This is a genomic window from Haladaptatus sp. DYSN1 (assembly GCF_029489995.1).
Lineage (GTDB): Archaea > Halobacteriota > Halobacteria > Halobacteriales > Halococcaceae > QDMS2.
The window spans coordinates 583,240-604,677 of sequence record NZ_CP120472.1; the positions used below are offsets into that span (position 1 = coordinate 583,240).

General features: G+C 62.3%; 22 protein-coding genes and 2 pseudogenes. 5 read left to right on the forward strand and 19 right to left on the reverse strand.

Annotated elements, in window-relative coordinates; all coding sequences use genetic code 11:
- Positions 1 to 54 precede the first annotated feature (54 nt).
- The gene (locus P0648_RS20300) at positions 55 to 1,041 is read right to left on the reverse strand and encodes an ornithine cyclodeaminase family protein (RefSeq protein ID WP_277506211.1); all 987 of its coding nucleotides are present in this window, start codon (positions 1,039 to 1,041) and stop codon (positions 55 to 57) included.
- Positions 1,042 to 1,181: 140 nt separating this feature from the next.
- Here P0648_RS20300 and P0648_RS20305 point away from each other — a divergent pair, with 140 nt between their 5' ends.
- Positions 1,182 to 2,537: a DUF362 domain-containing protein gene (locus tag P0648_RS20305; protein ID WP_277506212.1), complete on the forward strand. Its 1,356-nt coding sequence runs from the start codon at positions 1,182 to 1,184 to the stop codon at positions 2,535 to 2,537.
- Here the strand turns inward: P0648_RS20305 and P0648_RS20310 are convergent.
- Complete coding sequence (locus P0648_RS20310) at positions 2,531 to 3,553, reverse strand: hypothetical protein (RefSeq protein WP_277506213.1); 1,023 nt, start codon at positions 3,551 to 3,553, stop codon at positions 2,531 to 2,533. The two genes, P0648_RS20305 and P0648_RS20310, sit on opposite strands and share 7 nt — an antisense overlap.
- Complete coding sequence (locus P0648_RS20315; protein WP_277506214.1) at positions 3,540 to 3,749, reverse strand: hypothetical protein; 210 nt, start codon at positions 3,747 to 3,749, stop codon at positions 3,540 to 3,542. Before P0648_RS20315 ends, P0648_RS20310 begins: the two co-directional genes overlap by 14 nt.
- 294 nt (positions 3,750 to 4,043) lie before the next feature.
- On the opposite strand from P0648_RS20315, the gene fba reads away from it, so the two are divergent.
- Genes fba through P0648_RS20330 form a run of 3 tightly spaced genes read left to right on the forward strand, consistent with a single transcriptional unit; the run spans position 4,044 to position 7,596 of the window.
- On the forward strand, positions 4,044 to 5,048 hold the full coding sequence (gene fba, locus P0648_RS20320; RefSeq protein ID WP_277506215.1) for a class II fructose-bisphosphate aldolase: 1,005 nt from the start codon (positions 4,044 to 4,046) through the stop codon (positions 5,046 to 5,048).
- Positions 5,045 to 6,571, forward strand: coding sequence for an FGGY-family carbohydrate kinase (locus tag P0648_RS20325; protein ID WP_277506216.1), 1,527 nt, complete (start codon positions 5,045 to 5,047; stop codon positions 6,569 to 6,571). The genes fba and P0648_RS20325 overlap by 4 nt, the downstream gene beginning before the upstream one ends.
- Positions 6,568 to 7,596: a 2-hydroxyacid dehydrogenase gene (locus P0648_RS20330; protein ID WP_276275161.1), complete on the forward strand. Its 1,029-nt coding sequence runs from the start codon at positions 6,568 to 6,570 to the stop codon at positions 7,594 to 7,596. Before P0648_RS20325 ends, P0648_RS20330 begins: the two co-directional genes overlap by 4 nt.
- A 33-nt stretch (positions 7,597 to 7,629) precedes the next feature.
- On the opposite strand, the gene P0648_RS20335 is transcribed toward P0648_RS20330, so the two are convergent.
- The 10 genes and pseudogenes from P0648_RS20335 to P0648_RS20380 all read right to left on the reverse strand — a co-directional run bounded on the left by P0648_RS20335 (position 7,630) and on the right by P0648_RS20380 (position 14,939).
- Positions 7,630 to 7,911, reverse strand: a complete 282-nt coding sequence (locus tag P0648_RS20335) for a hypothetical protein (RefSeq protein WP_276248510.1) — start codon at positions 7,909 to 7,911, stop codon at positions 7,630 to 7,632.
- A complete protein-coding gene (locus P0648_RS20340; RefSeq protein ID WP_276275160.1) occupies positions 7,908 to 8,285 on the reverse strand; it encodes a helix-turn-helix domain-containing protein in 378 nt (125 codons plus the stop codon). The genes P0648_RS20335 and P0648_RS20340 overlap by 4 nt, the downstream gene beginning before the upstream one ends.
- A gap of 91 nt (positions 8,286 to 8,376) precedes the next feature.
- Positions 8,377 to 8,634 (reverse strand): transcriptional regulator, encoded by a 258-nt coding sequence (locus P0648_RS20345; protein WP_276248512.1) that lies wholly within the window; start codon positions 8,632 to 8,634, stop codon positions 8,377 to 8,379.
- Positions 8,627 to 9,597 (reverse strand): annotated as a pseudogene (locus P0648_RS20350) (transcription initiation factor IIB family protein). Before P0648_RS20350 ends, P0648_RS20345 begins: the two are co-directional and overlap by 8 nt.
- A 169-nt stretch (positions 9,598 to 9,766) precedes the next feature.
- The gene (locus tag P0648_RS20355; RefSeq protein ID WP_276248514.1) at positions 9,767 to 10,210 is read right to left on the reverse strand and encodes a hypothetical protein; all 444 of its coding nucleotides are present in this window, start codon (positions 10,208 to 10,210) and stop codon (positions 9,767 to 9,769) included.
- Between the two features lie 8 nt (positions 10,211 to 10,218).
- On the reverse strand, positions 10,219 to 10,749 hold the full coding sequence (locus P0648_RS20360; protein ID WP_277506219.1) for a sugar-specific transcriptional regulator TrmB: 531 nt from the start codon (positions 10,747 to 10,749) through the stop codon (positions 10,219 to 10,221).
- Between the two features lie 95 nt (positions 10,750 to 10,844).
- On the reverse strand, positions 10,845 to 12,941 hold the full coding sequence (locus P0648_RS20365; protein ID WP_276248516.1) for a type B DNA-directed DNA polymerase: 2,097 nt from the start codon (positions 12,939 to 12,941) through the stop codon (positions 10,845 to 10,847).
- 6 nt (positions 12,942 to 12,947) lie between these two features.
- Positions 12,948 to 13,208: a hypothetical protein gene (locus P0648_RS20370; RefSeq protein WP_276248517.1), complete on the reverse strand. Its 261-nt coding sequence runs from the start codon at positions 13,206 to 13,208 to the stop codon at positions 12,948 to 12,950.
- A complete protein-coding gene (locus P0648_RS20375; protein ID WP_276248518.1) occupies positions 13,195 to 13,869 on the reverse strand; it encodes a hypothetical protein in 675 nt (224 codons plus the stop codon). The genes P0648_RS20370 and P0648_RS20375 overlap by 14 nt, the downstream gene beginning before the upstream one ends.
- 68 nt (positions 13,870 to 13,937) lie before the next feature.
- Entirely contained in the window at positions 13,938 to 14,939 is a 1,002-nt protein-coding gene (locus P0648_RS20380; RefSeq protein ID WP_277506220.1) for a Cdc6/Cdc18 family protein, read from the reverse strand.
- Positions 14,940 to 15,077: 138 nt separating this feature from the next.
- Between P0648_RS20380 and P0648_RS20385 the strand changes: the two genes are divergently transcribed.
- The gene (locus P0648_RS20385) at positions 15,078 to 15,554 is read left to right on the forward strand and encodes a hypothetical protein (RefSeq protein ID WP_277506221.1); all 477 of its coding nucleotides are present in this window, start codon (positions 15,078 to 15,080) and stop codon (positions 15,552 to 15,554) included.
- 67 nt (positions 15,555 to 15,621) lie between these two features.
- On the opposite strand, the gene P0648_RS20390 is transcribed toward P0648_RS20385, so the two are convergent.
- From P0648_RS20390 to P0648_RS20415, 6 genes and pseudogenes are all read right to left on the reverse strand, one after another.
- The gene (locus tag P0648_RS20390) at positions 15,622 to 15,948 is read right to left on the reverse strand and encodes a CPBP family glutamic-type intramembrane protease (RefSeq protein ID WP_277506222.1); all 327 of its coding nucleotides are present in this window, start codon (positions 15,946 to 15,948) and stop codon (positions 15,622 to 15,624) included.
- The gene (locus P0648_RS20395) at positions 15,861 to 16,430 is read right to left on the reverse strand and encodes a hypothetical protein (protein ID WP_277506223.1); all 570 of its coding nucleotides are present in this window, start codon (positions 16,428 to 16,430) and stop codon (positions 15,861 to 15,863) included. Before P0648_RS20395 ends, P0648_RS20390 begins: the two co-directional genes overlap by 88 nt.
- Positions 16,431 to 16,552: 122 nt before the next feature.
- The gene (locus P0648_RS20400) at positions 16,553 to 16,843 is read right to left on the reverse strand and encodes a PadR family transcriptional regulator (protein ID WP_276248522.1); all 291 of its coding nucleotides are present in this window, start codon (positions 16,841 to 16,843) and stop codon (positions 16,553 to 16,555) included.
- Positions 16,844 to 17,433: 590 nt separating this feature from the next.
- Complete coding sequence (locus tag P0648_RS20405; RefSeq protein WP_276248523.1) at positions 17,434 to 18,954, reverse strand: aldehyde dehydrogenase; 1,521 nt, start codon at positions 18,952 to 18,954, stop codon at positions 17,434 to 17,436.
- 155 nt (positions 18,955 to 19,109) lie between these two features.
- Positions 19,110 to 19,721, reverse strand: coding sequence for a helix-turn-helix domain-containing protein (locus tag P0648_RS20410; protein ID WP_276248524.1), 612 nt, complete (start codon positions 19,719 to 19,721; stop codon positions 19,110 to 19,112).
- 192 nt (positions 19,722 to 19,913) lie between these two features.
- Positions 19,914 to 21,436 (reverse strand): annotated as a pseudogene (locus P0648_RS20415) (aldehyde dehydrogenase).
- Positions 21,437 to 21,438 lie beyond the last annotated feature (2 nt).

Genomic DNA, 21,438 nt, shown 5'->3' on the forward strand with positions numbered 1-21,438 from the left:
CGTACCACGGTGCTAATAAAATCGCGCCAAGCGGAGAGCCACACGGAGTGACACTCAGAGACGCGTGTCGAGCCCGACGTTCTCGGCTTTCGATCGGTCGAAGACGTGGCCGGCGACCGCTGCGTCCATCACCGCAGAGCCCACGCTTTCGACCACGACGATGTCGTCCGCGGATTCGCGACCCACCTCGCCACTCAGCAGAGCCGAGAAGGGGACGAGCGCCGATTCGTCGAGGTCGCTCGCGAGGATGTCACCGATTTCCGCAACCTCCTCGGGCACGTCAGCGAAGACCCTACTCGCCCGGGAGAAGGTCTCCGCGTCGAGTTCCTGCATTTCGGCGGTGTACGCGCCGATGGCGACGACCACAGTTCCCGGGGGGAGGGCGTCACCGGGGAACACCGGTTCCACACTCGTCGTCGCGGTGACGACCACCGACGCCCCGGACACGGCGTCTTCGGGGGATTCGGCGGCGCTGATGGGCACATCGAGCTCGTCTTCGAGTTCCGCCACTGCGTCCGCGAGCGTGTCGTCGGTGTGGTCGAACATCGTGACCGATTCGACGTTCCCCGCGGTGGCAATCGCCCGAACCTGCCAGCGCGCCTGCGTGCCCCCGCCGATGACCGCGACTGAGATTGGTCCCTCGGTGAGTTCGCGGGCAGCGAGGCCGCCGATGGCGCTCGTCCGTGCCGCAGTGATGTGCGACCCGTCCATGTAGGCCACCGGCACGCCGGTCTCCGCGTCAGTCACCGCAATCTGGGCGTGAATCGTCGGATGGTCGCGTGTTTTGTTCTCGGGGTGGACGGTCACGAGTTTCGTCGCGACGTACTGGCTCCCGTGGATGTACGCAGGCATCACGAGGCCCGTCCCGAGCGACTCATCTGGCCGGTCGGCGTCGAGGCCCCGACCGATTGGAAAGTGCGGGCGTGCGGGGCGTTCGACGTCGCCGCGACCCTGCTTCTGGAGTGCGTCGGCCACCACGTCGAGGACGGCATCGAGGTCGAGCAGCGAGCGAACCTCATCCCCGGAGAGTATGCGTGTCATTTCCTGTCACTACAGACCGGGGCCGGCCTCCTAAATCGTTCCCCTCCGCGAAGGTTCGACGACGGATTACCCCTCTCGCGTGCGAACCGCTGTCAGTTCCCATACGTTTAACTCCGCGAATTCGGTGGTTGCAGGTAGACATGACGCAACGAGGGCTCACCGTCCCAGAGGCAACCGTACTCGACGCCTGTGGCGACCGGGCACTGCCGCGAATGGGACGCATCGAACAGGTGTGGGAAACGAACCCGCTCACCGAATCCGAACTGCGGACACAGACCGCCGAGGCGGTTCGGGCGCTCGACTGGGACGGCGTTCCGAACGGCGGCGAGGTGGCGGTCGGCGCTGGAAGTCGCGGCATCGCCAACCTCGCGCTCATCGTCGCCACGGTCGTCGAAACCGTCGCTGAACTGGGTTACGAGCCATTCGTCTTTCCGGCGATGGGGAGCCACGGCGGCGCGACCACAGCGGGCCAACGCGAGATGCTCGCGACGCTGGGCGTGACGCCCGAGGCGATTGGCTGTGAGATTCGCTCCGACATGGACGTCGTCGAAGTGGGGCGAACCGCAGACCGCGACGTACCTGTGGTAGCCGACGCGAACGCGGTGGCCGCCGACGCCATCCTGCCCGTCAATCGCGTGAAACCCCACACCGACTTCGACGGCCCGGTCGAGAGCGGCCTCTCGAAGATGCTCGTCATCGGCATGGGCAAACAGCGCGGCGCGAAAATCGCCCACGAGTGGGCCATCGACTGGAGTTTTCGGAACATGATTCCGGAAATTACCGAGCAGTTGCTCGCCACCCTCCCCGTGGTGGGCGGGGTCGCCCTCGTCGAAGACCAGCACGACGACACCGCCATCGTCGAGGGCGTCCGCCCGGAGGGCTTCCTCGACCGGGAGCGCGAACTGCTCGAACTCGCCTCCGATAGCATGCCCACGCTACCGTTCGACGACATCGACGTGCTCGTCCTGGACGACGTTGGGAAGAACATTAGCGGGCAGGGCATGGACACGAACGTCATCGGGCGTCGTCCCTTCGCCATCAACGAACCCGAGCCCGACCAGCCGACCATAAAGCGCATCTTCGCCCGCGGCCTCACCGACGCGACCCACGGCAACGCCATGGGCATCGGTTCCGCTGATTTCATCCACGGCGACATCCTCGCCGAAATCGAAACCCCGACGACGCTCATCAACGCCATCACGGCGAGCACGATTCGCGGCGTCAGAATCCCGCCAGCGGTCGAAACTGACAGAGCGGGCCTCGTCGCGGCACTCTCGACTATCGGCGTCGTCGAACCGGAGACGGTCCGCGTCGTCCGCGCCTCGGACACGATGCACCTGCACCGCGTGTACGCTTCTGAGGCACTCGTCGAAGAAGCGCGAGAGCGCGATGACCTCAAGGTCGTCGCAGAACCTGAACAGATTACGTTCGAAGCGGGACAGTTCGTCGCGCCCTCGCCAGGGGTCGATGAGGAAGTGAATTCGAGAAGTCAGTAACCGTCGTGACTGACGAGTCTTGGCCAAATACAGTTGTACTCGCCAGCAGCGACGAGAGCAGAGACCAGCGGTGCGGCACCGTAGAACAGGTCTGCGAGGAGCGTCTCGAACGTCACGGCGCTCTGGGAGTCGCTGTACACGAGTTCCCGGAGGTGGTCACACCGGGCGACGTACCGCTCGGGGAACACGCCATTGTGGTCGTAGACGCCGCGGGCGATGAGGTGGGTGAGTTCGTCGGCGGGGGCCGGGCCGTAGAACACGCCGTGGTCGAGACGCCGGGCAAGCATGCCCTGTTCAACGCTCGCGGCCGTCCGAATCATCGACCCGTCGAGCGGGGAGGCGTAAGCGAGGTGGTTCACCAGTTCGACTGAGAGGTTTTCCTGCGAAAACGACCGGGCGATGTAGTCTCGACTTCCGAAGTTGGAGGCGAAGAGTCGACGTTTAATGAACGACGCGACGTCGCTTGGGCTGGTGACCAGCGTACGGAGCGTGAGCAGTGGCTTTCGTGCGGCGATGCCAGCGATGTAGAGCAGGTTGTCGATTCGCGGCACGGACGGTTCGAAGCGCGCTTGGCAGACGGCCACTGCGTCGTCGTAGCGGGCTGCGTCCACCAGAATGTCCACGTCGCTCCCGACCAGCGCCTCGGGAAGTTCGTCGTAGCTCCGGAGCACCGCGTACGGAATGTCGTGGGCGTCCAGCGCGACGAACGTTTCGCGGAGCGTTTGCTGTTGGGCCGCAGAGAGGGTGGTCGTCCGTGGCCCGTCTTCTGCGTGGTCGGTTGCCGTGTCGTCGACATGCGGTGGGGTGTTGTCGACGGGTTCGCCGTTCTTTATGGTTCGAAGTTCTCCGCGTCCTTCCTCAACGACGTGAACGATATCCTCGAACTCCTCGGGCGTGACTTCGATGCGAAAACTCCCGAGGTGAAGGTGGATGATGCCACTCGTGTCCTGTTCGATTTTACAGGGGGCGAGTTCCGAGAGGTCGAACTCGCTCAGCGTGGTCTCAACGATTCCCATTCGTGAGCTCCCGGTGTGCTGCAGTGAGGTTGTCCGCGAAGTGCTCGAAATCCTCGATGCTCATCTCCAAGCGCAGGTTCCGGAGGTGGATGTGGATGCTCTCGCCGACGTTGTCCTCTACGTCGAACTTCGTCGCCGAGATGCGCGGCGCTGGCTCCACCAGTTTCGAGGCGAGGAGCTGAACGAAGACGTTCATCTACGCGGTCACCCCTCCCCGAGGATGCAATGAGACGGAGCGAGTGCGCTCGCCCCAGAGCCCGTTCCCAGTTACCATTCGCGTCACATCGCCCGATTCGGCAAAGAGTATGGCTCTCCTAACCGGCATGAAACGGACGCGTAGTTATAAAGAGCGACCCACGACCACTGTCGTTCGAAGCGGGTGGAACCGACCGCAGCCGGGCGGACAGCGTGCCGCGTCGCCAAATCCACCCACGAGCGCAAAATCGGTGGATGACGTAAGTATAATCTGTATTGCCAGTTTCTACCCGCTATGACAGCCACTGGCACTATTTCGCTCCGCGAGTGTTACGACCGCGCTCGGGAGGGGCGGTACGGATTCTTTGCGAGCAACGTCACGCATTTCGACATTCTCGTCGGGCTCTTACAGGGAAGTGCGGCCGCAGACTCGGACCTCGTCGTGCAACTGGGTTACGAGGAAGCGGCGTTCTTCGGCGGAGGTGACCCGGCCGTCGGCGTCCAGGTCTTCGGCGCGTGTCTCGAAACGCTCGCAGAACGGTACGGGGTCGCGGCGTACTGCAATATCGACCACGTTCACGTCCCCGACAACTTCGACTTCCTCGAAGCAGCCGTCGAGTCGGGCGTCCCTGACTCCGTGATGGTCGATGCCTCTTCGGAACCGTTCGAGCAGAACGTCGAACTGACCGCAGAAGCCGTAGAACGGGTCGGTGACGACGTGCTCGTGGAGGCGGAACTCGGGCGTATCGCTGGCATCGAGGGGAGCACCGAGACGCCCGACGACGAGGCGTTCTACACCGACCCCGCAGACGCCGTCGAATTCGTCGAGCGGACGGGCTGTGACCTCCTCGCGGTGTCCATCGGAACCCAACACGGCGTCGCCTCGGGGCGCGACCTCGACGTGCGCCCGGACCTCGCCGTCGAAATCAACGACGCACTCGCCGATGCCGGGCTGGACACCCCGCTCGTCGTCCACGGGGCCTCCGGAGTCGCGGACGAACGCATCGAAGAACTGCTCGACGCTGGCGTCTGCAAGTTCAACAAGAACACACGGTATCAGTACGAGTACGCTCGGACCGCCGCGGACTTCTACCACGAGCACGCTGACGCGATTCGACCGCCCGAAGGCGTCGCAGACGACCGGGCGAGCTTCTTCGCCGACAGCGACTGGGAACCACAGAAGACCCACTTCCACCCGCACGTCGTCTCCGAAGCCGTCCGCGACCGCATCGCCGACGTGATGGCTGATCTCTGTGAACTGACCGGCAGCGCCGGGGAGTCGGTGTACGTAGAGAAATGAGTGGTGCTGAATCAGCCCCGGTCCTCGTCGGCATCGACGCCGGCCTCACGAACGTCACGGTGACGGCCTTCGACGCCGAGGGCACCGAACTCGCGAGTGCCTCCCGCGCGACGCCCGCGGTCGAGACGGCTCCCGATCGCGACGAGCAGGACCACGACCGCCTGTGGGCGACGGTGTGCGAAACGGTCGCCGCCGTCCTCGACGACGACGCAGCCGTCTCGCCCGACAACATCGCGGGCGTCGGCGTCGCGGGCCACGGCCACGGCCTCTACGGACTCGACGCCGACGGCACGCCGGTCTGTGGCATCAAATCGACCGACAACCGCGGCATCGACGCCATCGAGCAGCATCGTCCGGACGCCCGTGAGGAGGTCGTCGAACGCCTCGGCTGGGAGCCGTTCGGCGCAGACCCGCTCAGCCTCCTCGTCTGGCTTCGGGAGCACGACCCGGCCACCTACGACCGGTTGGAGACAGTGCTGTTCTCGAAGGACGTGCTCACCCACCGACTCACGGGCGAATGCGCGACCGACCCCTCCGAGGGGAGCGTGTTCTACGGCCCGGACGCCGAGTACGACGAACGGGTGTTCGCCGCGCTCGACATCGAAGAAGCATACGACGCGCTGCCGCCCGTGGTGGCAAGCACGGAGCCCATCGGGACGGTCACAAAAACGGCCGCGGCGCAGACCGGATTTCCAGAGGGCACGCCCGTCGCCACGGGCCTGCAAGACGTCGCCGCCTGCACACTCGGTGCGGGTATCGTGAGCCAGGGCGACGGCCTCATCATTCTCGGGACGTGGGGCCAGAGCGTCGCCGTCCTCGACAAACCAGGGGACGGCGACGAAGGCCTCCCCCGACGCTATCTCGACGGGTGGCTTCGCTACAAGGGAATCCGGTCCGGGGCGGCCTGCGTCGAGTGGTTCGTCGAGAACTGCGGGGGCGACTGGCGACAGGAGGCCACAGAACGCGGCTGTTCGCCCTACGACGTTTACGAGGAGGCAGTCGCAGGCGTCGCCTCCGGCGCGAATGGCCTCGTGTTCCACCCGTTTCTCAAGGGTTCGACCGACGACCCGAACAGCGCCGGCGGCTTCTACGGCCTTCGCCTCGAACACACGACGGCACACATGCTCCGGGCGATTTACGAGGGCGTCGCAATCACGCAGACGAGCGCACTCGATTCCATCGACGCTAATCTCGACGCGATTCGCCTGACGGGAGGCGGCGCACAGAGCGAGACGTGGACCCAGTTGTTCGCCGATATCTCGGCACTCCCCGTGAAGGTTCCCGCAGAACGTGAAACAGGCGCGCTCGGCGCGGCGCTGTGTGGTGGCGTGGCCGCCGGCGTCTATCCGAACGCCGGAACGGCGGTCGAGCGCACAGTCGGGACTGCCCGCCGGTACGACCCCGACCCTCAGACGAACGCCCAGTATCGAACCGTGAGTGAAGCGTTTTTCGAGGCAAAAGATGCGATGGAACGGCCGTGGGAAACGCTCAAGTCGCTGGCCACAGAGCGTAGAGTCGAATGAGGGTACTTCTCTGCGGAGATCCACAGCAGCCGAGCGAATACATGTACGAGGCACTCTGTGGACTCGAAGACCAGGGCGTGACGTTCGAGCGAATGGATTGGTTGGGCGAGGCGTCCCCGACCGAATTTCGCGACGTGACGATGGACATGGAGTCGCTCGGGCCGGGTAGCTACGACACCGACGACATCGCGGCGAATCTCGAGGGCATCGACGTGCTCGTCGTCCACAAAGCGCCGGTTTCGCGCGAACTCATCGAGGGAGCCGACCTCTCGATTGTCGGTGCGGCCCGGGGCGGAACCGAGAACGTGGACATCGAAGCCGCCACAGAAAACGATGTGACCGTCCTGCACGCACCGGGACGAAATCGCGACGCAGTCGCCGACTACGCCGTCTCGATGCTGCTCTCGCGCCTGCGCGAGATTCCGTTCAACCACGCCGAACTCTCGACCGGCGAGTGGAGCCAGGTGTTCGACCCCGACCAGTTGCCCCCAGACGTGCGAACGACGACCATCGGCATCGTCGGTTTCGGACACATCGGCCGCGGCGTCGCCCGCCGCCTTGCTGGCTTCAATCCCGAACTGCTGGTCTACGACCCGTTCGTCCCCGACGACGACATCGAGGGGGCGGGAGCGCAACCCGCCGACCTCGAAACGCTGCTCGCCGAGGCCGACGCCGTGACGCTTCACGTTCGCCTCTCAGAGGACACGAAACGGATGATTGGCCGCGAGGAGTTCGACCAGATGAACGACGAGGGCTACCTCGTCAACACCGCCCGCGGCGGCCTCGTCGATACCGACGCGCTCGTCGACGCCGTCTCCGAGGGAGCCATCGCCGGCGCAGCCCTCGACGTGTTCGAAGACGAGCCGATTCCCGAAGGCCACCCGCTGTTCGACCTCGACGGCGTCATCCTGACGCCCCACGTCGCTGGTTCGACCCGCGACGCCGTTCTCGGCGGCCCGCGCATCATCGCCTCGCAACTCGAAGCCTACCTCGACGGCGAGACGCCAGCGCACGTCGTCCGGTAATTCAGCCCGCAGAAACAGCCGGTGACTTTCTCCTCACCCGCGTTCGATAATCAGCGAGTACATGATGATGGCGAAGCCGATGGCGACGAGGACGCTGTTTATCAGAACGCCCAGTTCGAGCGACACCGAAAGTAACTGATTGGCGACACCCGCGAGCAACGCGCCAAAGGTGATGACGCCGAAGCCGATACCGAGCGCACGGAGCGAACGCGCACCAGTCCGGCGATACGCGCTGAAGGCGATGTACGTGACGCCGCTGCCGAGCAGCAGAATCACAGTCTTGACGACCACGATGGCGGTTCCGGTCATCGTCATAGTTCTTCACCCATCTTCGACCAGATGTCGGCGAGGCGCTCGCCGGCGTTCTGGGGTGGTCGCTCGACGGATACAGAGAACGTGTCGTCGTCGGTCACGGCTATCGTCACGGCGTCGAAGTCGCGTTCGTAGCGCGTCGTTCGACCGCCCTCGGGGTTGATGACGTCTCGTTCACGGACGAGCGAGGCGGTACTGAGCAGTTCGAGTTTCCGGTACAGGGTAGACCGGGGAATGTCACAGGCGTCGATGAGGTCGGTTGCAGTCATAGGTTCGGCTGTTTCGCGAAGGATGGCCCGGCAGTCGGTATCGTCCAGCGCTTCGAGGACAGCCTGCAGGCCCGGCGTGTCCGCAGATTCGCTGGCGTCGAACACCATTAGGTGACGTTACAGGTGGCCCTGCAAAGGCTATCCGGTTGCTGACGACGGCCGATGGCTGGCACAGGCACCGGCGACCCGGGAAATGCGGTCAGATTCGAACCTCCGCTCGCGCGTCGAGCAGTCGTTCGCCGCGTTCGGTGCGTTCGAAGTACCCGCCAGTCAGCGAGCGGATGTGCCCCCGTTCGACGAGGCGCGAACAGGCTCGTTCGACCGTAATCGGGTGATGTGAGACGGCGTCTGCGATTTCCATGGCGTGGCGCGGGGTGCTGTCGGCCAGCGTCTGGAGAACCGCACGCTCGACGCCCGTTTCGTACTCGCTCGCGGGGTCGCCTCGGGAGTCACACATCTCGCTGGGTCTCGTATTCGGTGAGCAGGTCCTGATAGCGATTGCGGATGGTGACGACGCTGACGCGGGCCACGTCGCCGACGCGCTCCTGTGTCACCTTCCTGTTCGTGAGTTGGGTCGCAGCGTAGAGTGCCGCGGCGGCCAGTCCAACCGGACTCTTGCCGACGTGCGCCCCCGTCCCCTTCGAGACGGCCAGCAGCTCGCGAGCCTGTCGTTCTACCTCGTCGTCAACCTCGAGGGCGGAGGCGAACTGCGGGAGGTACTGCGCCGGATTCTCCGGTTCGATTTCGAGGCCGAGTTCCCGCGAGAGATACCGATACGCCCGCTGGATGCGCGTCTCGTCCACCCGGCTGACCTCGGTAAACTCGGAGAGCGGGCGCGGGACGCCCTGCTGGCGCGCGGCAGCGTACAGCGATGCCGTCGCCATTCCTTCGATGGAACGGCCCGGCAGCAGATTTTCAGAGAGGGCGCGACGGTAGATGACTCCCGCCGTCTCGCGAATCGGTTCGCCGAGTCCGAGAGCAGAGGCCATGCGGCTGATTTCGCCGAGCGCCTGCCTGAGATTCCGCTCATGAGAATCTTTCGTCCGGTAGCGTTCGTCCCACGTGCGAAGGCGCTTCAGCCGACTGCGTTTGCGTTCCGAGACGGGCTTGCCGTAGGCGTCTTTGTCCTGCCAGCTAATCGTCGAACTGAGGCCCTTATCGTGGATGAGTTGCGTCGTCGGTGCGCCGACGCGGCTCTTGTCGTCTCGTTCGCCGGCGGTGTACGCCCGCCACTCGGGGCCGTGGTCGAGGTCGTCTTCGTCGACCACAGGCCACAATCCTCGCACGTCGATTCGCCGCGGCCGCCGTCTTGGACGATTCGCCCGTTGCACTCTGGGCACTGAGTTTTCGCTCGCGCATCTGTCGTCGCGGTTCGTTCGCTCGACGGGGCTTCCCTCCGGGAAAGTTTCGTTCGTGTCATGGTCGTGGGTGCACGCTCGGGACGCCGACCGACTCGTGTGACGGTCTCTAGCAACACCCACTCGGGGACGGACAAAGAGCGAATGGCGGATTCCCAGCGGGTGGGAATCCCCCGTCGATTCACCCCCTTGCCTGACGAAGGTTTACGGCTGACCCGGTTCGTCGTCGAGCTATCCTCGGTACTCGTCCCACAGAGCCGCGATTCGGTCTTCGATCTCGTCGAGGACAAGTGCAACGACGTCACGATGATCGTCCGGCCACGACGCGTCCTGGCCAGGTGTCGAGGCGGTGGGTGGGGGGTGGAAGTGGGCTCGTGTATTATGGGGATTCGAGTGACGGTCCCACCGGCACTCCCATGGGTGGTCCGCGTGCGTCTCTCGATAGTGGAGTTTGAAGTCGTCGTTCGTGTACCAGCGAACCGTCAGCGTCGCCTCGTCGAGGGTCGCTGGATAGTACGGCGACGCGAACCGGACGCGAAGTTCGAGGTGGCCGCTTGCGTCCGTGACAGTCGCTCGGGAGACTTGTCTCGTTGCTGCGAGCCGCGTTTGAAGAAACTCGAGGAGTGGTCGGTCGATGGGGGCAGGGCTCCCGCCATCGCCTGTCGGTGGCACCATCGAGCGGACTACCCGGATGCCTGCTCGCGTTCGCTGCCCATGCGTTGCTGGCGGGCGCGTTCGTAGCGTTCTCGTTCCTCACGGGTGGTCGCCCAGTCAGCGAGGTCGCTGTACACGTCGTCGATGGTCCGTTTGTCGCTGGCTTCTACGACGGCGATGGCGTCGACTGCGGCCGGTGACGCAGCATCGTACGTGTCTTCGTACTCGGTGATGCGCGTCGTTAGCTCACGAACGCGGGTCTGGAGCTCCTCGACGGAATGGGCGGCTGCGAGCTGGTTGATGCGCCGCCACTCGAAGTACGCGTCATTCCGTTCGTAGGTGGCTGGATGGCCGTCGTGTCGGGTGACGATTCCCAGATTGTCGAACCAGTTCAGATACTTCCGGGCAGTCTTCGGGTCACAGTCGGCGGTGTCGGCAATTGCACTCGCTGTCGTCGGTTCTCGGGTCTGGAGGATGGTGCCGTAGATGCGTTGTTCGACGTCGTCGCCGGCGAACGCATCTTCGAAGGGAGGTGGTCCATTCGCGTCTGTCTCGACCATACTCGGAGTTGCAGAGTGAAGGATATAATTCTTACTTCGAGGAATAATTTCTCGTATTGGTGGCGCAGGAGATATCTTAAGTTCTGGTGTTTCACTCAATACGCACTCAACGACGCATCCACCCGCTCTGCCAGATACGACGATATCCGCGACCGGCGCCACCCGAGTGGTGACACCACGCTCTCGGCCGCTCGGAGCAAAAGGTCACAGTAGAACTCGACGTCGTACTCACTCGGGTGCTCGCTTGCAAGTGCAACTCGGTCGATGTCGTCCGCGGCGTCGTCGACTACGACGTACTGCACCTTCTGCCCCGGGCCACGGGACCGTCCAAGTTTCGCCGCCCGCTCCAGTGCGGCCACGTTCCGCGTCGATTGCGAATACTCTTCCAGAGACTTCGAGACGCGATTCGTGACGACCAGTTCGGCGGTGTCCACCTTCCCTGACCGAAGCTTCCCCAGCCACACCTGTAGACGGTCGCACACCGCCTCGGGCGTCCGGTGGGTGTCGAGCGTCTCGATGAGGTCCTTCTGCGCTTCTTTGACGAACGGAGGCGTACTCCGCTGGCGAACCTCGATGCCCCGGTATTTGTACTCGCCACTCGCCTTCTTCCCGAAGTACTTGGTCAGCGCCCCGGCGTTGCTCGACCGTAGGGGGACGAAAGCAATCCAGTCGTAGGCCGTCTCGTACTCCAGTCGAATGCCCACCGCGTCGGTAATCTCCTTCGCCAACTCGTCGAGCGGCGTCTGCTCCTCGTCCTCGACGGCCGTCACCCAGAGACTATCCACGATGCCGTGGACGACGCGCCAGCCGTTCGCCTCGAACACGTCTTTCGCGTCGAGGAGAATCTGGCGTGCGAAGGCGTTGATTGCCTCGTGGCACTCGATGCGCCCGAACTTCGCGTTCGAGAAGCCCTGGTAGCCAAAGGAGGAGACGAGAATCCACTTGAGCGCGTTCGACCGACCTTCGAGCACGGCTCGCCGCGCTGGGTCATCCGTCTCTGCGAGTTCGCGCTTGTACGCATCCCGGTCTGCGATGAGCGGTTCGAGCACGTTCGGGAGATACCCGCGCTCGTCGCAGATAGCGTAACCAAGACCGGGCACGTCCTCGCGGCCGGCGTGGCAGTCACACCGAATCTTCTCGGGACTCACGTTCCGCGTCACGATGATGTTCGGATACAGCGAGGAGAAGTCGAGTTCGTGGACGTCCTCGTGGAGGCCCACCTTCGGCGCGAAGGTGAACCCGCCGCGGTCGGCCTCGTGAAGCTGGTTCATCGTCTTGAATTGCTCGTGACGCCACGAGTGCCACGGGACGAGCACCCCGCGTCTGCGGGCTTCCTTGATTTCGATGGCCGTCAGGATGTTGCCAATCGACGCCCACGCGAGTTCCTGAAGTGGTTTCCCCGAACGCTTCACGAGGTCCAGACAGCCGTCGAGGTTCGTCTGATTCCACATGAACGTGTTGCTGCGGTCGATGATGACTCGTCCTGGAAGGTTGTAGCGAGCAGGCGAATGGCCCACCCGGCCGTAGCTCGTGTACGTCGATTTCCCGGCGAGACGCTCCCAGCCGGGCAGTCGTCCGAGGTAGAACTCGTCGTTGCCGACCTGTCGCGCCTGCTCGTAGAGGGCGGGAACGAGTTCGCTCGTCGAGAGCAAGAACACGTCCGGGTCCTGTGCGTCGAGGCGTACGGAGAGCACGTCGAGAACCTCCGCGGGCGTGCCCTCGACCGTCTCGTCGTCGAGTTTGAGCGTCGTGATGCGCCCCCGGCTGAGATTCGACTCGGGCGTGGAAAGTGACAGGACGCGCAACTCGCGCTCGGGCAGGGGCATGATGTCGTTTTCGAGGCAGTAGCGATACTCCCGCGAGAGGTCCACGTTGTAGGGGCGGTACGTCCCCGGCGACCCCCACCCGGCGATGGTGTGGGCGAGCGTGGTCACCGCGTCGAGTTCGGTGACGCCGACTTCGAGGACGGGTTCTGTGTCGTGGCGAAAACTGACGCGCTCGCTCACCTCGCGAACGTGCGACACAGCGGGATGACCGCGAAGCACGTCCGCAGCGTCAGCGAGATGGCCCGCACCGTGCGCCGACACGTAGATGGTGGGCGTATAGGATTCATCGCGCGTGTAAGTCGCGCCCTCGTCGGTGAGCGACCACGCGAGCACGTCACCGTCGCGGTAGTCGAACGTGAAGGGCATGGGTAGTCACGACTCCTCCGTGAGTTGGTCGAGGCGTTCGCGCAGGCGGGCGAGTTCCTTCTCCTGTTCGAGCGCGATGGAGAGTAAGATGGGTAGTTCGACGAACTGGTGGTTGAGGAAGCCACCCGCGTCGGCGTGGGCGCGAGCGTGCTCGAACAGGCGGTCGAAGTGTGGCTGGTCGTCACGGCGCAGCGCCCGCCGATAGTCCTGCCAGCGCGTCTCGGTCCCGCGGACGAGGTCGCGGTAGGTCGGATTAGTGCGCCCCACCCGCGGTCACCTCCCGCGAGGACGGCGTGGTAATCGCCGGGTGACGCGCAGAGAGCACCTGACACCAGTAGGCGAGCGTCGTCTGGAGCAGGCCGTATTCGACGGGGTAGACGAGCGTCTCGAACTCCTGGCCGGAAAAGCGCGGCCCGAACTTCGTGAGCGTGCATTCGAGCGGCGCACTGACGGAAACGAGCGGGTCGGTGAACGCATCCTGCTCGTGGGTCGTCACGAGCACGGGCACGTCAAAGTCTGTGGCGATGGCTTCGACCTGCTCGACCGCGCGCTCGAACATGCGTTTGCCCATCGACGCCCGAACCTCGTCACTCCGGTAGAACCAGTCGATAGCAGGCAGGACGACGAGCGACGTGGACTCGGTGACAGCCGCGGGCAGGTCCTGAAGCAGGCTGTAGTGTTGCCACGGCGTGAACCCGCGGGCGATGTGAATCCGGTCGAGCGCCCGACGACTCGGGGCGAGCCGGGCGAGTGGCTGGGTGGTTCCGTTGGCGCGACTGTCGACCCACAGGGCGTCGCCCTTGCTCATGAGGACGTGGTCTAAGACGAGCGACTGTAGTGCGCCAGTGATTCTTTCGTCTGCTTCGAGTCTGGTGACTCCTGGCCCGAGCGTCGGTAGTGCGGGCGGGTCACCGGTCGTCGGCTTCATATCAGAAAATTCGCGAGACAGTGAGATAACCCAAAGCGTGTGGCTTCCGGTCGTTCCGATATGCTAATTCATTGTGGGCGATAGGTCCGGCCACGGTTCGTCCCCTCGGCGATGACGAGGCCGTAATGGTCCATCTTCGTCAGATAATTTCTGACCGTGCGCTTGGTCTTTGGATTCTCCACGTTCTCCGTGTAGCGTTCGTACAACTCACCCGGCGAGAGTTCGCCCGCTTCGCGCAGAATCTCGTAGAGGGCGTGCTGGTGGGGATGGAGTTTACCCACGGCTTTGCGCCTGACTTCCGCCTTCCCTCGAGGAATCGATTCGTGGACCATCTCGAACGAGATAGTGTCTGCGTTCGCCTGCTGGGCGCGTCGCGCCGCGTTCCTGAGAATGCCGATTGCGACCCGTGCATCCCCTGCTGCGGCGTCCCCGATGAGGGCCAATTGCTGCTTTCCGATAGCGCCTTCCGATAATCCCCACCGCGCTCTGTCTTCGAGGATGGTGACGAGTTCCTCCAGGTGGTAGCGTTCGAACCGGACGCGAACGCTGCTCAGCAGGCGACTGCGCACCCGTTCTTCGAGTTCTGCGAACAGGTCGTCCTCCTCGTTCGCGATGAGGACCATGTGAATCCGCGGGGTGTTGTACAGGTCGTAGAGCACGGAGGTGTCTTCGAGTTGGTCTACCTCGTCGAGGATGACGACGTAGGGCGGGCCGTCGTACGACCGCACCCGTTCGAGCAGTTCGTCTAGGGGCGTCGATTGGCGATGCACGTCCAGCGTCTGGCCGATGCCTTCGAGAATGCGATAGAGCGTGCGATAGCGGTTGTAGTCCTCCCAGCAGTTGATGTACTGGTGGTTCACGTCGATGAGTTCCTCGCGCAGGCGGTCGACGGTGAACTTCGCGATGCAGGTCTTGCCGACGCCACTGGGGCCGGAGAGGAAGGCCGTTTCGGGGGCTTCACCGCGCGTGAGGGCTGCGAGCGTGGTGGAGAGCTGGGTGACTTCTGCCTCGCGGTGCTGGACCTCCTGGGGCAAGAAATCGTCCTGCAACACTCTCGCATCCCGTATCATGACAGACCAGTCTACCGGGAGTGTGATAAGCGGAATGGGGTGGGTTCCGATACTTCCGATAGCTCTGTGACTGAGTTCTCGCGGCTCTCCTATCGATTTCGGCGATAGAGTCCTATTGAGTGAACGCGAACTGACTGTATGCTAACCTATTCGACGGAGATACACCCGCCTACGGATGACCTCGAACTCACCGTCGAAGCGTCGAGCGCCCCCACAGCAACGAGTCCACCACTCGTCACGATCTGCTTGACCTACCGCGGGGATGTTCCCACAACGCTGGACTTTGGCATCACGGCTCCATTCACTCGGTATTCTGCGTGGAACGACGAGCAGACGAAGCGGCTGATTATCTTCCCGCCCCGGTTAAACGAGCAACAGCATGTGATTCCGGACCAGCCAGTCGGGAAGAGTTGGCCACTGGAGCAGGGATATCTCGAAAGCGAGGTGGGACGCCTGAGAAAAGTAACGGCAGGGGACCGCGTCTGTGAGGAGTACGCCGTTCTGACGTATACCCCCTCTGAGGATGGTTATCCGAAGGGGACGTACACGGCTCGCGACCGAGTGGGGATGGACGACCAAGAGTTCGAAGTTCGACTGACGATTGCCGTCGAGTAAGGGAGCTACGCGATATCGTCATCGTGGGGGTACTGTCAATAGAGGGCCCCGTCGCCGAAGAGAACCGTCAGAGCAGCGCGACCTGCACGAGCGACACCACCACGAGCGGAACGTGAAACGAGGCGTGGGCGACCATCGCCGCTTCGAGGCTTCGCCGCCAGTACAGCCAGCCGAACAGGACGCCAGCGACCGCGTTCAGGAGAATCGTTCGGGCAATCAGGAGGGGCGTGAGGCTGACCGACTGGGCGAGCGCGGGCAGGTGCCCGACGCCGAACAGCACCGCCGACACCACGATAGCCACCCACATCACGCCCGACCGCGGGCCACCCGCCCGCCGACCGGAGACGAACCACCCGACGAACACGAGTGCGGACATGAGCCCGAATCGCAACATGAGTTCCTCCGTAATGCCACCGTAGAGGAATCGAACCGGCGCGTAGGCGAGCACGTCGAACACCGTGGGCTGAACCGCTCCGGCTCCCGGCTGGGGATGTCCTGGGCGACGAACGGCGCGAGCGCGACATCGAGGACGAGGACCAACAGGCCTCCGAGGATGCCGACGGAGACGGCGAGACGGACCTCGTCACGGAGTCGGGGCCAGATTCGGTCGCCGGTCCCGGCCCGGTCTACGAGATACGAGCGCAGGCCGACCCGCGGCGCGGCGAACGCGCCGACCAGACAGGCGACGGCGAGAAACAGCAGGGAGTTGACCCCCGAAAGCACGGCGAGGAGTGGGCGGGAGAGGCCTGCTGGAATGGCAGACTGTGGTGTCGTGAGATAGATGTAGCCGGCGAGCGCGAGGATTCCAGGGAGACCTGCGAGCAGCGTCACGCCGAATCGGCGACGGAGCGGGGACTCGTGTGCGGGGGTGACCATGGAGAATTCGACTCCCGCTAGCGAAAAAACCGTTGTGTCGCACGCGACAGCTTCATGACGCTACTTGGTCAGAAGACACCAGCCCGCGGACGATCAGAGATAGCTCTGGACCCGAAGAAAAATCAAAACGCGGGCGACGAAACCGGTGTCGCGTAGTTCTCTCGCCACTCGTCGTATTCGACCAGCGCTTCTCGCCCAGCGTCAGAGAGCGCGTAGTAGTTCGTCCGACGGTCGATTTCGCCTTTGTCGACGAGGTTCGCCTCGACCAGCGCGTCGAGGTTGGGATACAGCCGCCCGTGGTTGATGTCGCCGACCTGGGATTCGAGTTCGCTCTTGATGTCTTGACCCGAGGGCTTGTCGTGGCCCGCGATGACCGTGAGGAGATCGCGCTGGAACCCGGTTAGGGTGTGCATACGTACCATGCAACCCTTTGGTTATGACGACATTTTGTTAGGAGGTGATTTCGAGAGACGGCGTTGTGTTCCATTGCGTTCCACGAGTGAAACAGTTAGGAACGCGTGAAAATCATCGGAGTGGGTATATCGGCTTCTATAGGACGTAAAGCCTGACTTACCGGCATTCAGCCCACAAAAGAACGAACACGAACGGTCGAGGCCACTCGACATCCAGCTGAAACGCACTGTTCTTAGCAAGCAATGGGCACCGGCCTGTGTCACGGCAAAACTATCATCTTAGTAAACCAACAATATTCTGCCGTGTATCCCCATCACGGCGAACCGCGATGCCGCGAGGCAAGCACCTCGCAGTGCGTTGTATGGTTGGTGAGGAACTCGATTCCTCCGATTCAACCTTTCGAGCGTTCGAGCAGCGAGCATTGAATGGGATGGGCTGGCGACACGGTACTCGTAATTCGACTGTCGTTGGTCACGAATGGGCACATCCTGTAAGTTACTGAGATTTAATTGATGCTAACAACTGCCGCCACTGGCAAGCCATTCGATTAAGGGTTAATGTAAATACGAGAATTGAATCTACCAAGGATTCAGCCGTCGAGCGGAGACGTCAACGCAATCGTAATCGTCTTGCTCTGGAGATACTCGTCGAGCGTCTCGAACGCTGTCTCCCGTCCCGTTCCAGATTGTTTGTAGCCGCCGAAGGGCTGGCCAGCCGGGAACTCGTTGTACGTGTTCACCCAGACGTTTCCAGCCTCCAAATCGCGTGCCGTGCGGTACGCCTGTGAGAGATCGTCGGTGATGACGCCTGCGGCCAAGCCGTAGTCGACGTCGTTGGCCAACTCGATCATCTCCTCGTACGACGACCACGAGAACAGAATTCCCACTGGTCCGAAAATTTCCTCTTGAGCCGCCCGTCGTTCGTGTTCGAGGTCACCAACGATAGTCGGGGCGACGAAGTACCCCACTGCCGGTGTTTCACCGCTGGTCAGAAGATACGCACCCGATTCACGGGCCCATCGAATGTATCGATTCGTTCGCGCGACCTCTGTCTGTGAGATTTCCGGACCGATGTCAGTGTCGTCGAGGAGTGGGTCCCCAATCGATAGCTGCATTGTTTTTGCTACCAGCGCGTCAACGAACTCTTCGCGAATCGCTTCGTGAACGAAGAGTCTCGTTCCTGCACAGCAACACTCGCCAGAATTGAAAAAGAGTGCGTTCACAGCCACGTCAGTTGCGTGGTCGATATCGGCGTCAGAGTGAACGATTACAGGACTCTTGCCGCCGAGTTCGAGCGTGATATCCGTGATGGAGTCGGCGGCGTTTTTCATCACGCCCCGGCCTACCTCTGTCGAACCCGTGAACGCGAGTTTTTTGACGTCTTCGTGGTTTACGAGTGGGGCCCCCGCTTCAGCACCGAAGCCGGTGACGACGTTCACCACGCCCGCTGGAAGGACGTCTTCGACCTCGCGCATAAGTTCGAGAATCGAAAGCGGCGTCTCTTCGGCCGGCTTCAACACGACCGCGTTTCCTGCGGCGAGAGCTGGAGCGAGTTTCCAGGCGGCCATCAACAGCGGGAAGTTCCACGGAATGATCTGCCCCACCACTCCGTATGGCTCGCGAATCGTCTGGATGGCACGGTTCTCATCAGACGGGATCGCCTTGCCTTCTCTGACGCGAATCGCACCTGCGAAGTAGCGAAAGTGGTCGGCGACTAACTTGACGTCGTGTCGTGATTCTGTAATCGGTTTACCGTTGTCGAGGGTCTCGAGTCGGGCGAAGTCCTCCTTTCGCGCCTCCACACGATCTGCGATTGTCGTGAGCACCGCCTGGCGCTCAGCTACGGTGTGGCCAGCCCAACAGTCATTGTAGGCGTTCCAGGCAGCCTCGACCGCTCGGTCGATATCGAGTGCAGTACCGGCCTGCACTACCGCGAGCGACTCTCCAGTCGTCGGGTCGTGGGTCTCGAACGTCTGGCCGCCGGCGCTCTCGATCCACTCGCCGCCAATGTGAAGTCGTCCTACACCGGACGGAATCAATTCCGCTGCCGCGTCTCGGTGACGGCTTCTGATTGTGCGCTGTTGCTTCGAAGTCGACGAATTATGTGGCATGGTCCACGATTGCTAATCGCACACTTTTACAGGATTCTACATAGGTGTTTGGTACAGTAGCAACCGTATCCGTCGCGTTACAAAACGCCCGCTACACAATGCTTAGCGAACAGAACAATGCAGAGGTACGCCTGCTCGACGAGCGAGGTTCGAAACTAATCGTCTCTGCCGTCGACGAGGAGGGAGGTGTCGTCTTCGTCAGTCGTCGTATCGTTCGTCCGTTTCGATTCCAGGTATTCTGCGCCCTCCTCCGTCTCCGAGAGAAGGTGTTCGAGTACATCCATGTCGCTGCGGAACTTGTGGACCTCTGGGAGAGAACTGGAGTCGAACTGGGCGATGAGGTCGCCGTGTTTCTTGAAGAAATTTCGCTTCCACTCCTCCTTGTTCTCGCTCTTACGGAAGCGAGCGATGAACTGCCACTGGTGGTAGTCGTCTGCGTTGAAGAACATCATAACGTGTGAGTCCTCCATCAGGTCGTTGTAGCAGTCCTCCCAGCGCTCTTCGAAACTCGGGTAATGAAACGCAATTTGAAAGAGGTGGTACTCGAAGAATTGCTCGTTCAAGAGCGCGGCTTCACGAAACACGTCCTTCTCACCGAGCTCTCGCAGGATGTCGTTCACGCGATTGTGCGATAGCGAAATCCCGTACTCCTCATCGAGAATATCTTTCAGCGCTCGAACAGATGCGGTCGGATGTTCGAGCCGAACTTTGAGGATGACGACATCCCGGGGAGAGATTTCGTCGATTTCGTCGATGGGTGAACTCATGCGTTATCGCTGATTATGCTGTTCCAACCAAATGTCTTTTTACTATTTTTAGTGGAGACGCGAAATTGCCGTGACGTTCTCACCCGAAAGCACGGGCTCACCTCCCAGATACCAACCGGCGAGCCGCCCAGTCAAGTCGAGTGAATTCTGCTGGCGTCCACCGCATATCGAACGGCTGGTGTAGGCGATTGGTTACTGCAGACTGATGTTGATGGTCTTCGTCTGCGTGTAGTGCTCTATCGCCTCGAAGGCGGTTTCTCGTCCGATACCCGACTGTTTGTAGCCGCCGAAGGGCTGGCCAGCCGGGAACTCGTTGTACGTGTTCACCCAGATGTTTCCAGCTTCGATGTCACGGGCTGTCTGATACGCCTGTGAGAGGTCGTCGGTGATGACGCCGGCGGCCAGACCGTAATCGACGTCGTTGGCCAACTCGATCATCTCCTCGTACGACGACCATGAAAAGACGGTCTCAACGGGGCCAAAGATTTCCTCCTGTACCGGGCGACTCTCGTGGTCGAGATTCGTGAGGACGGTGGGAGTGATGAAACAGCCCTCGGCGAGTTCCTCGTCGTCTGGGGCGTCGCCACCAGAGAGGACCTCACCACCGACGTTCCGCGCTTCAGTAATGTAGTCCATGGTTCGGTTGGCCTGTTCACGAGAGACCTTTGGTCCGAGGGTCGTGTCTTCGAGCAGCGGATCACCCACGCGAAGATTCTCGATTTCGTCGACGAACGCGTCAAGGAACTCTGTCTCGATGTCTTCGTGGACGAAGAGTCGGGTTCCCGCACAGCAACACTCGCCGGTGTTGTGGAACATCCCCACTCTCGCGATGGCTGCTGCCTTCTCGACATCGGCGTCCGGGTAGATGATTACCGGACTCTTGCCGCCGAGTTCGAGCGTGATATCCGTGATGGAGTCGGCGGCGTTTTTCATCACGCCTCGGCCCACCTCTGTCGAACCCGTGAACGCCAGTTTTCGGATGTTGTCGTGCTTCGAGAGCGGTTCGCCCGCTTCAGCACCGAAGCCGGTGACGACGTTCACCACGCCCGCTGGAAGGACGTCTTCGACCTCGCGCATAAGTTCGAGAATCGAAAGCGGCGTCTCCTCCGCTGGTTTCAGCACAACTGTATTGCCGGCTGCGAGAGCTGGAGCGAGTTTCCAGGCGGCCATCAACAGCGGGAAGTTCCACGGAATGATCGCCCCACCACTCCGTATGGCTCGCGAATCGTCTGGACGTGATTTTCCGTATCGGTTGGAACCGTTCTCCCTTCGTTTACGCGAGCAGCACCCGCGAAGTAGCGAAAGTGGTCGATAACCAGGCCGATATCCAGACGGGCTTCGGTGACCGGTTTCCCGTTGTCGAGCGTTTCGAGGCGGGCGAAGTCCTCCGTTCGCGCCTCGATACGGTCAGCAATCTCTGTGAGCACAGCCTGTCGATCGGCCGCAGAAAAACTCGACCAGCGGTTTTCGTAGGCGTCCCAAGCAGCCTCGACCGCTCGGTCAATATCTGCACTGGTCCCCGCTTGGACCGACGCGAGTGACTCCCCGGTCGTCGGGTCGTGCGTCTCGAACGTCTGTCCAGAGGCACTCTCGACCCACTCGCCGCCGATGAACAGCTTGCCTGGTTCGCGTGGAATCAACTCTTCTGCCGCATCTCGGTGACGCTGTTTGACCGTTCCATTCGATTTCGTTGAGGGGGGTGAATCAGTCGACATCG

What these genes read in the sequence shown, in the direction of transcription:
- P0648_RS20300 (WP_277506211.1), bottom strand. Translation starts at nt 1,041, where the DNA reads ATGACACGCATACTCTCCGGGGATGAGGTTCGCTCGCTGCTCGACCTC.
- P0648_RS20305 (WP_277506212.1), top strand. Translation starts at nt 1,182, where the DNA reads ATGACGCAACGAGGGCTCACCGTCCCAGAGGCAACCGTACTCGACGCC.
- P0648_RS20310 (WP_277506213.1), bottom strand. Translation starts at nt 3,553, where the DNA reads ATGGGAATCGTTGAGACCACGCTGAGCGAGTTCGACCTCTCGGAACTC.
- P0648_RS20315 (WP_277506214.1), bottom strand. Translation starts at nt 3,749, where the DNA reads ATGAACGTCTTCGTTCAGCTCCTCGCCTCGAAACTGGTGGAGCCAGCG.
- fba (WP_277506215.1), top strand. Translation starts at nt 4,044, where the DNA reads ATGACAGCCACTGGCACTATTTCGCTCCGCGAGTGTTACGACCGCGCT.
- P0648_RS20325 (WP_277506216.1), top strand. Translation starts at nt 5,045, where the DNA reads ATGAGTGGTGCTGAATCAGCCCCGGTCCTCGTCGGCATCGACGCCGGC.
- P0648_RS20330 (WP_276275161.1), top strand. Translation starts at nt 6,568, where the DNA reads ATGAGGGTACTTCTCTGCGGAGATCCACAGCAGCCGAGCGAATACATG.
- P0648_RS20335 (WP_276248510.1), bottom strand. Translation starts at nt 7,911, where the DNA reads ATGACGATGACCGGAACCGCCATCGTGGTCGTCAAGACTGTGATTCTG.
- P0648_RS20340 (WP_276275160.1), bottom strand. Translation starts at nt 8,285, where the DNA reads ATGGTGTTCGACGCCAGCGAATCTGCGGACACGCCGGGCCTGCAGGCT.
- P0648_RS20345 (WP_276248512.1), bottom strand. Translation starts at nt 8,634, where the DNA reads ATGTGTGACTCCCGAGGCGACCCCGCGAGCGAGTACGAAACGGGCGTC.
- P0648_RS20355 (WP_276248514.1), bottom strand. Translation starts at nt 10,210, where the DNA reads ATGGTGCCACCGACAGGCGATGGCGGGAGCCCTGCCCCCATCGACCGA.
- P0648_RS20360 (WP_277506219.1), bottom strand. Translation starts at nt 10,749, where the DNA reads ATGGTCGAGACAGACGCGAATGGACCACCTCCCTTCGAAGATGCGTTC.
- P0648_RS20365 (WP_276248516.1), bottom strand. Translation starts at nt 12,941, where the DNA reads ATGCCCTTCACGTTCGACTACCGCGACGGTGACGTGCTCGCGTGGTCG.
- P0648_RS20375 (WP_276248518.1), bottom strand. Translation starts at nt 13,869, where the DNA reads ATGAAGCCGACGACCGGTGACCCGCCCGCACTACCGACGCTCGGGCCA.
- P0648_RS20380 (WP_277506220.1), bottom strand. Translation starts at nt 14,939, where the DNA reads ATGATACGGGATGCGAGAGTGTTGCAGGACGATTTCTTGCCCCAGGAG.
- P0648_RS20385 (WP_277506221.1), top strand. Translation starts at nt 15,078, where the DNA reads ATGCTAACCTATTCGACGGAGATACACCCGCCTACGGATGACCTCGAA.
- P0648_RS20390 (WP_277506222.1), bottom strand. Translation starts at nt 15,948, where the DNA reads ATGTTGCGATTCGGGCTCATGTCCGCACTCGTGTTCGTCGGGTGGTTC.
- P0648_RS20395 (WP_277506223.1), bottom strand. Translation starts at nt 16,430, where the DNA reads ATGGTCACCCCCGCACACGAGTCCCCGCTCCGTCGCCGATTCGGCGTG.
- P0648_RS20400 (WP_276248522.1), bottom strand. Translation starts at nt 16,843, where the DNA reads ATGCACACCCTAACCGGGTTCCAGCGCGATCTCCTCACGGTCATCGCG.
- P0648_RS20405 (WP_276248523.1), bottom strand. Translation starts at nt 18,954, where the DNA reads ATGCCACATAATTCGTCGACTTCGAAGCAACAGCGCACAATCAGAAGC.
- P0648_RS20410 (WP_276248524.1), bottom strand. Translation starts at nt 19,721, where the DNA reads ATGAGTTCACCCATCGACGAAATCGACGAAATCTCTCCCCGGGATGTC.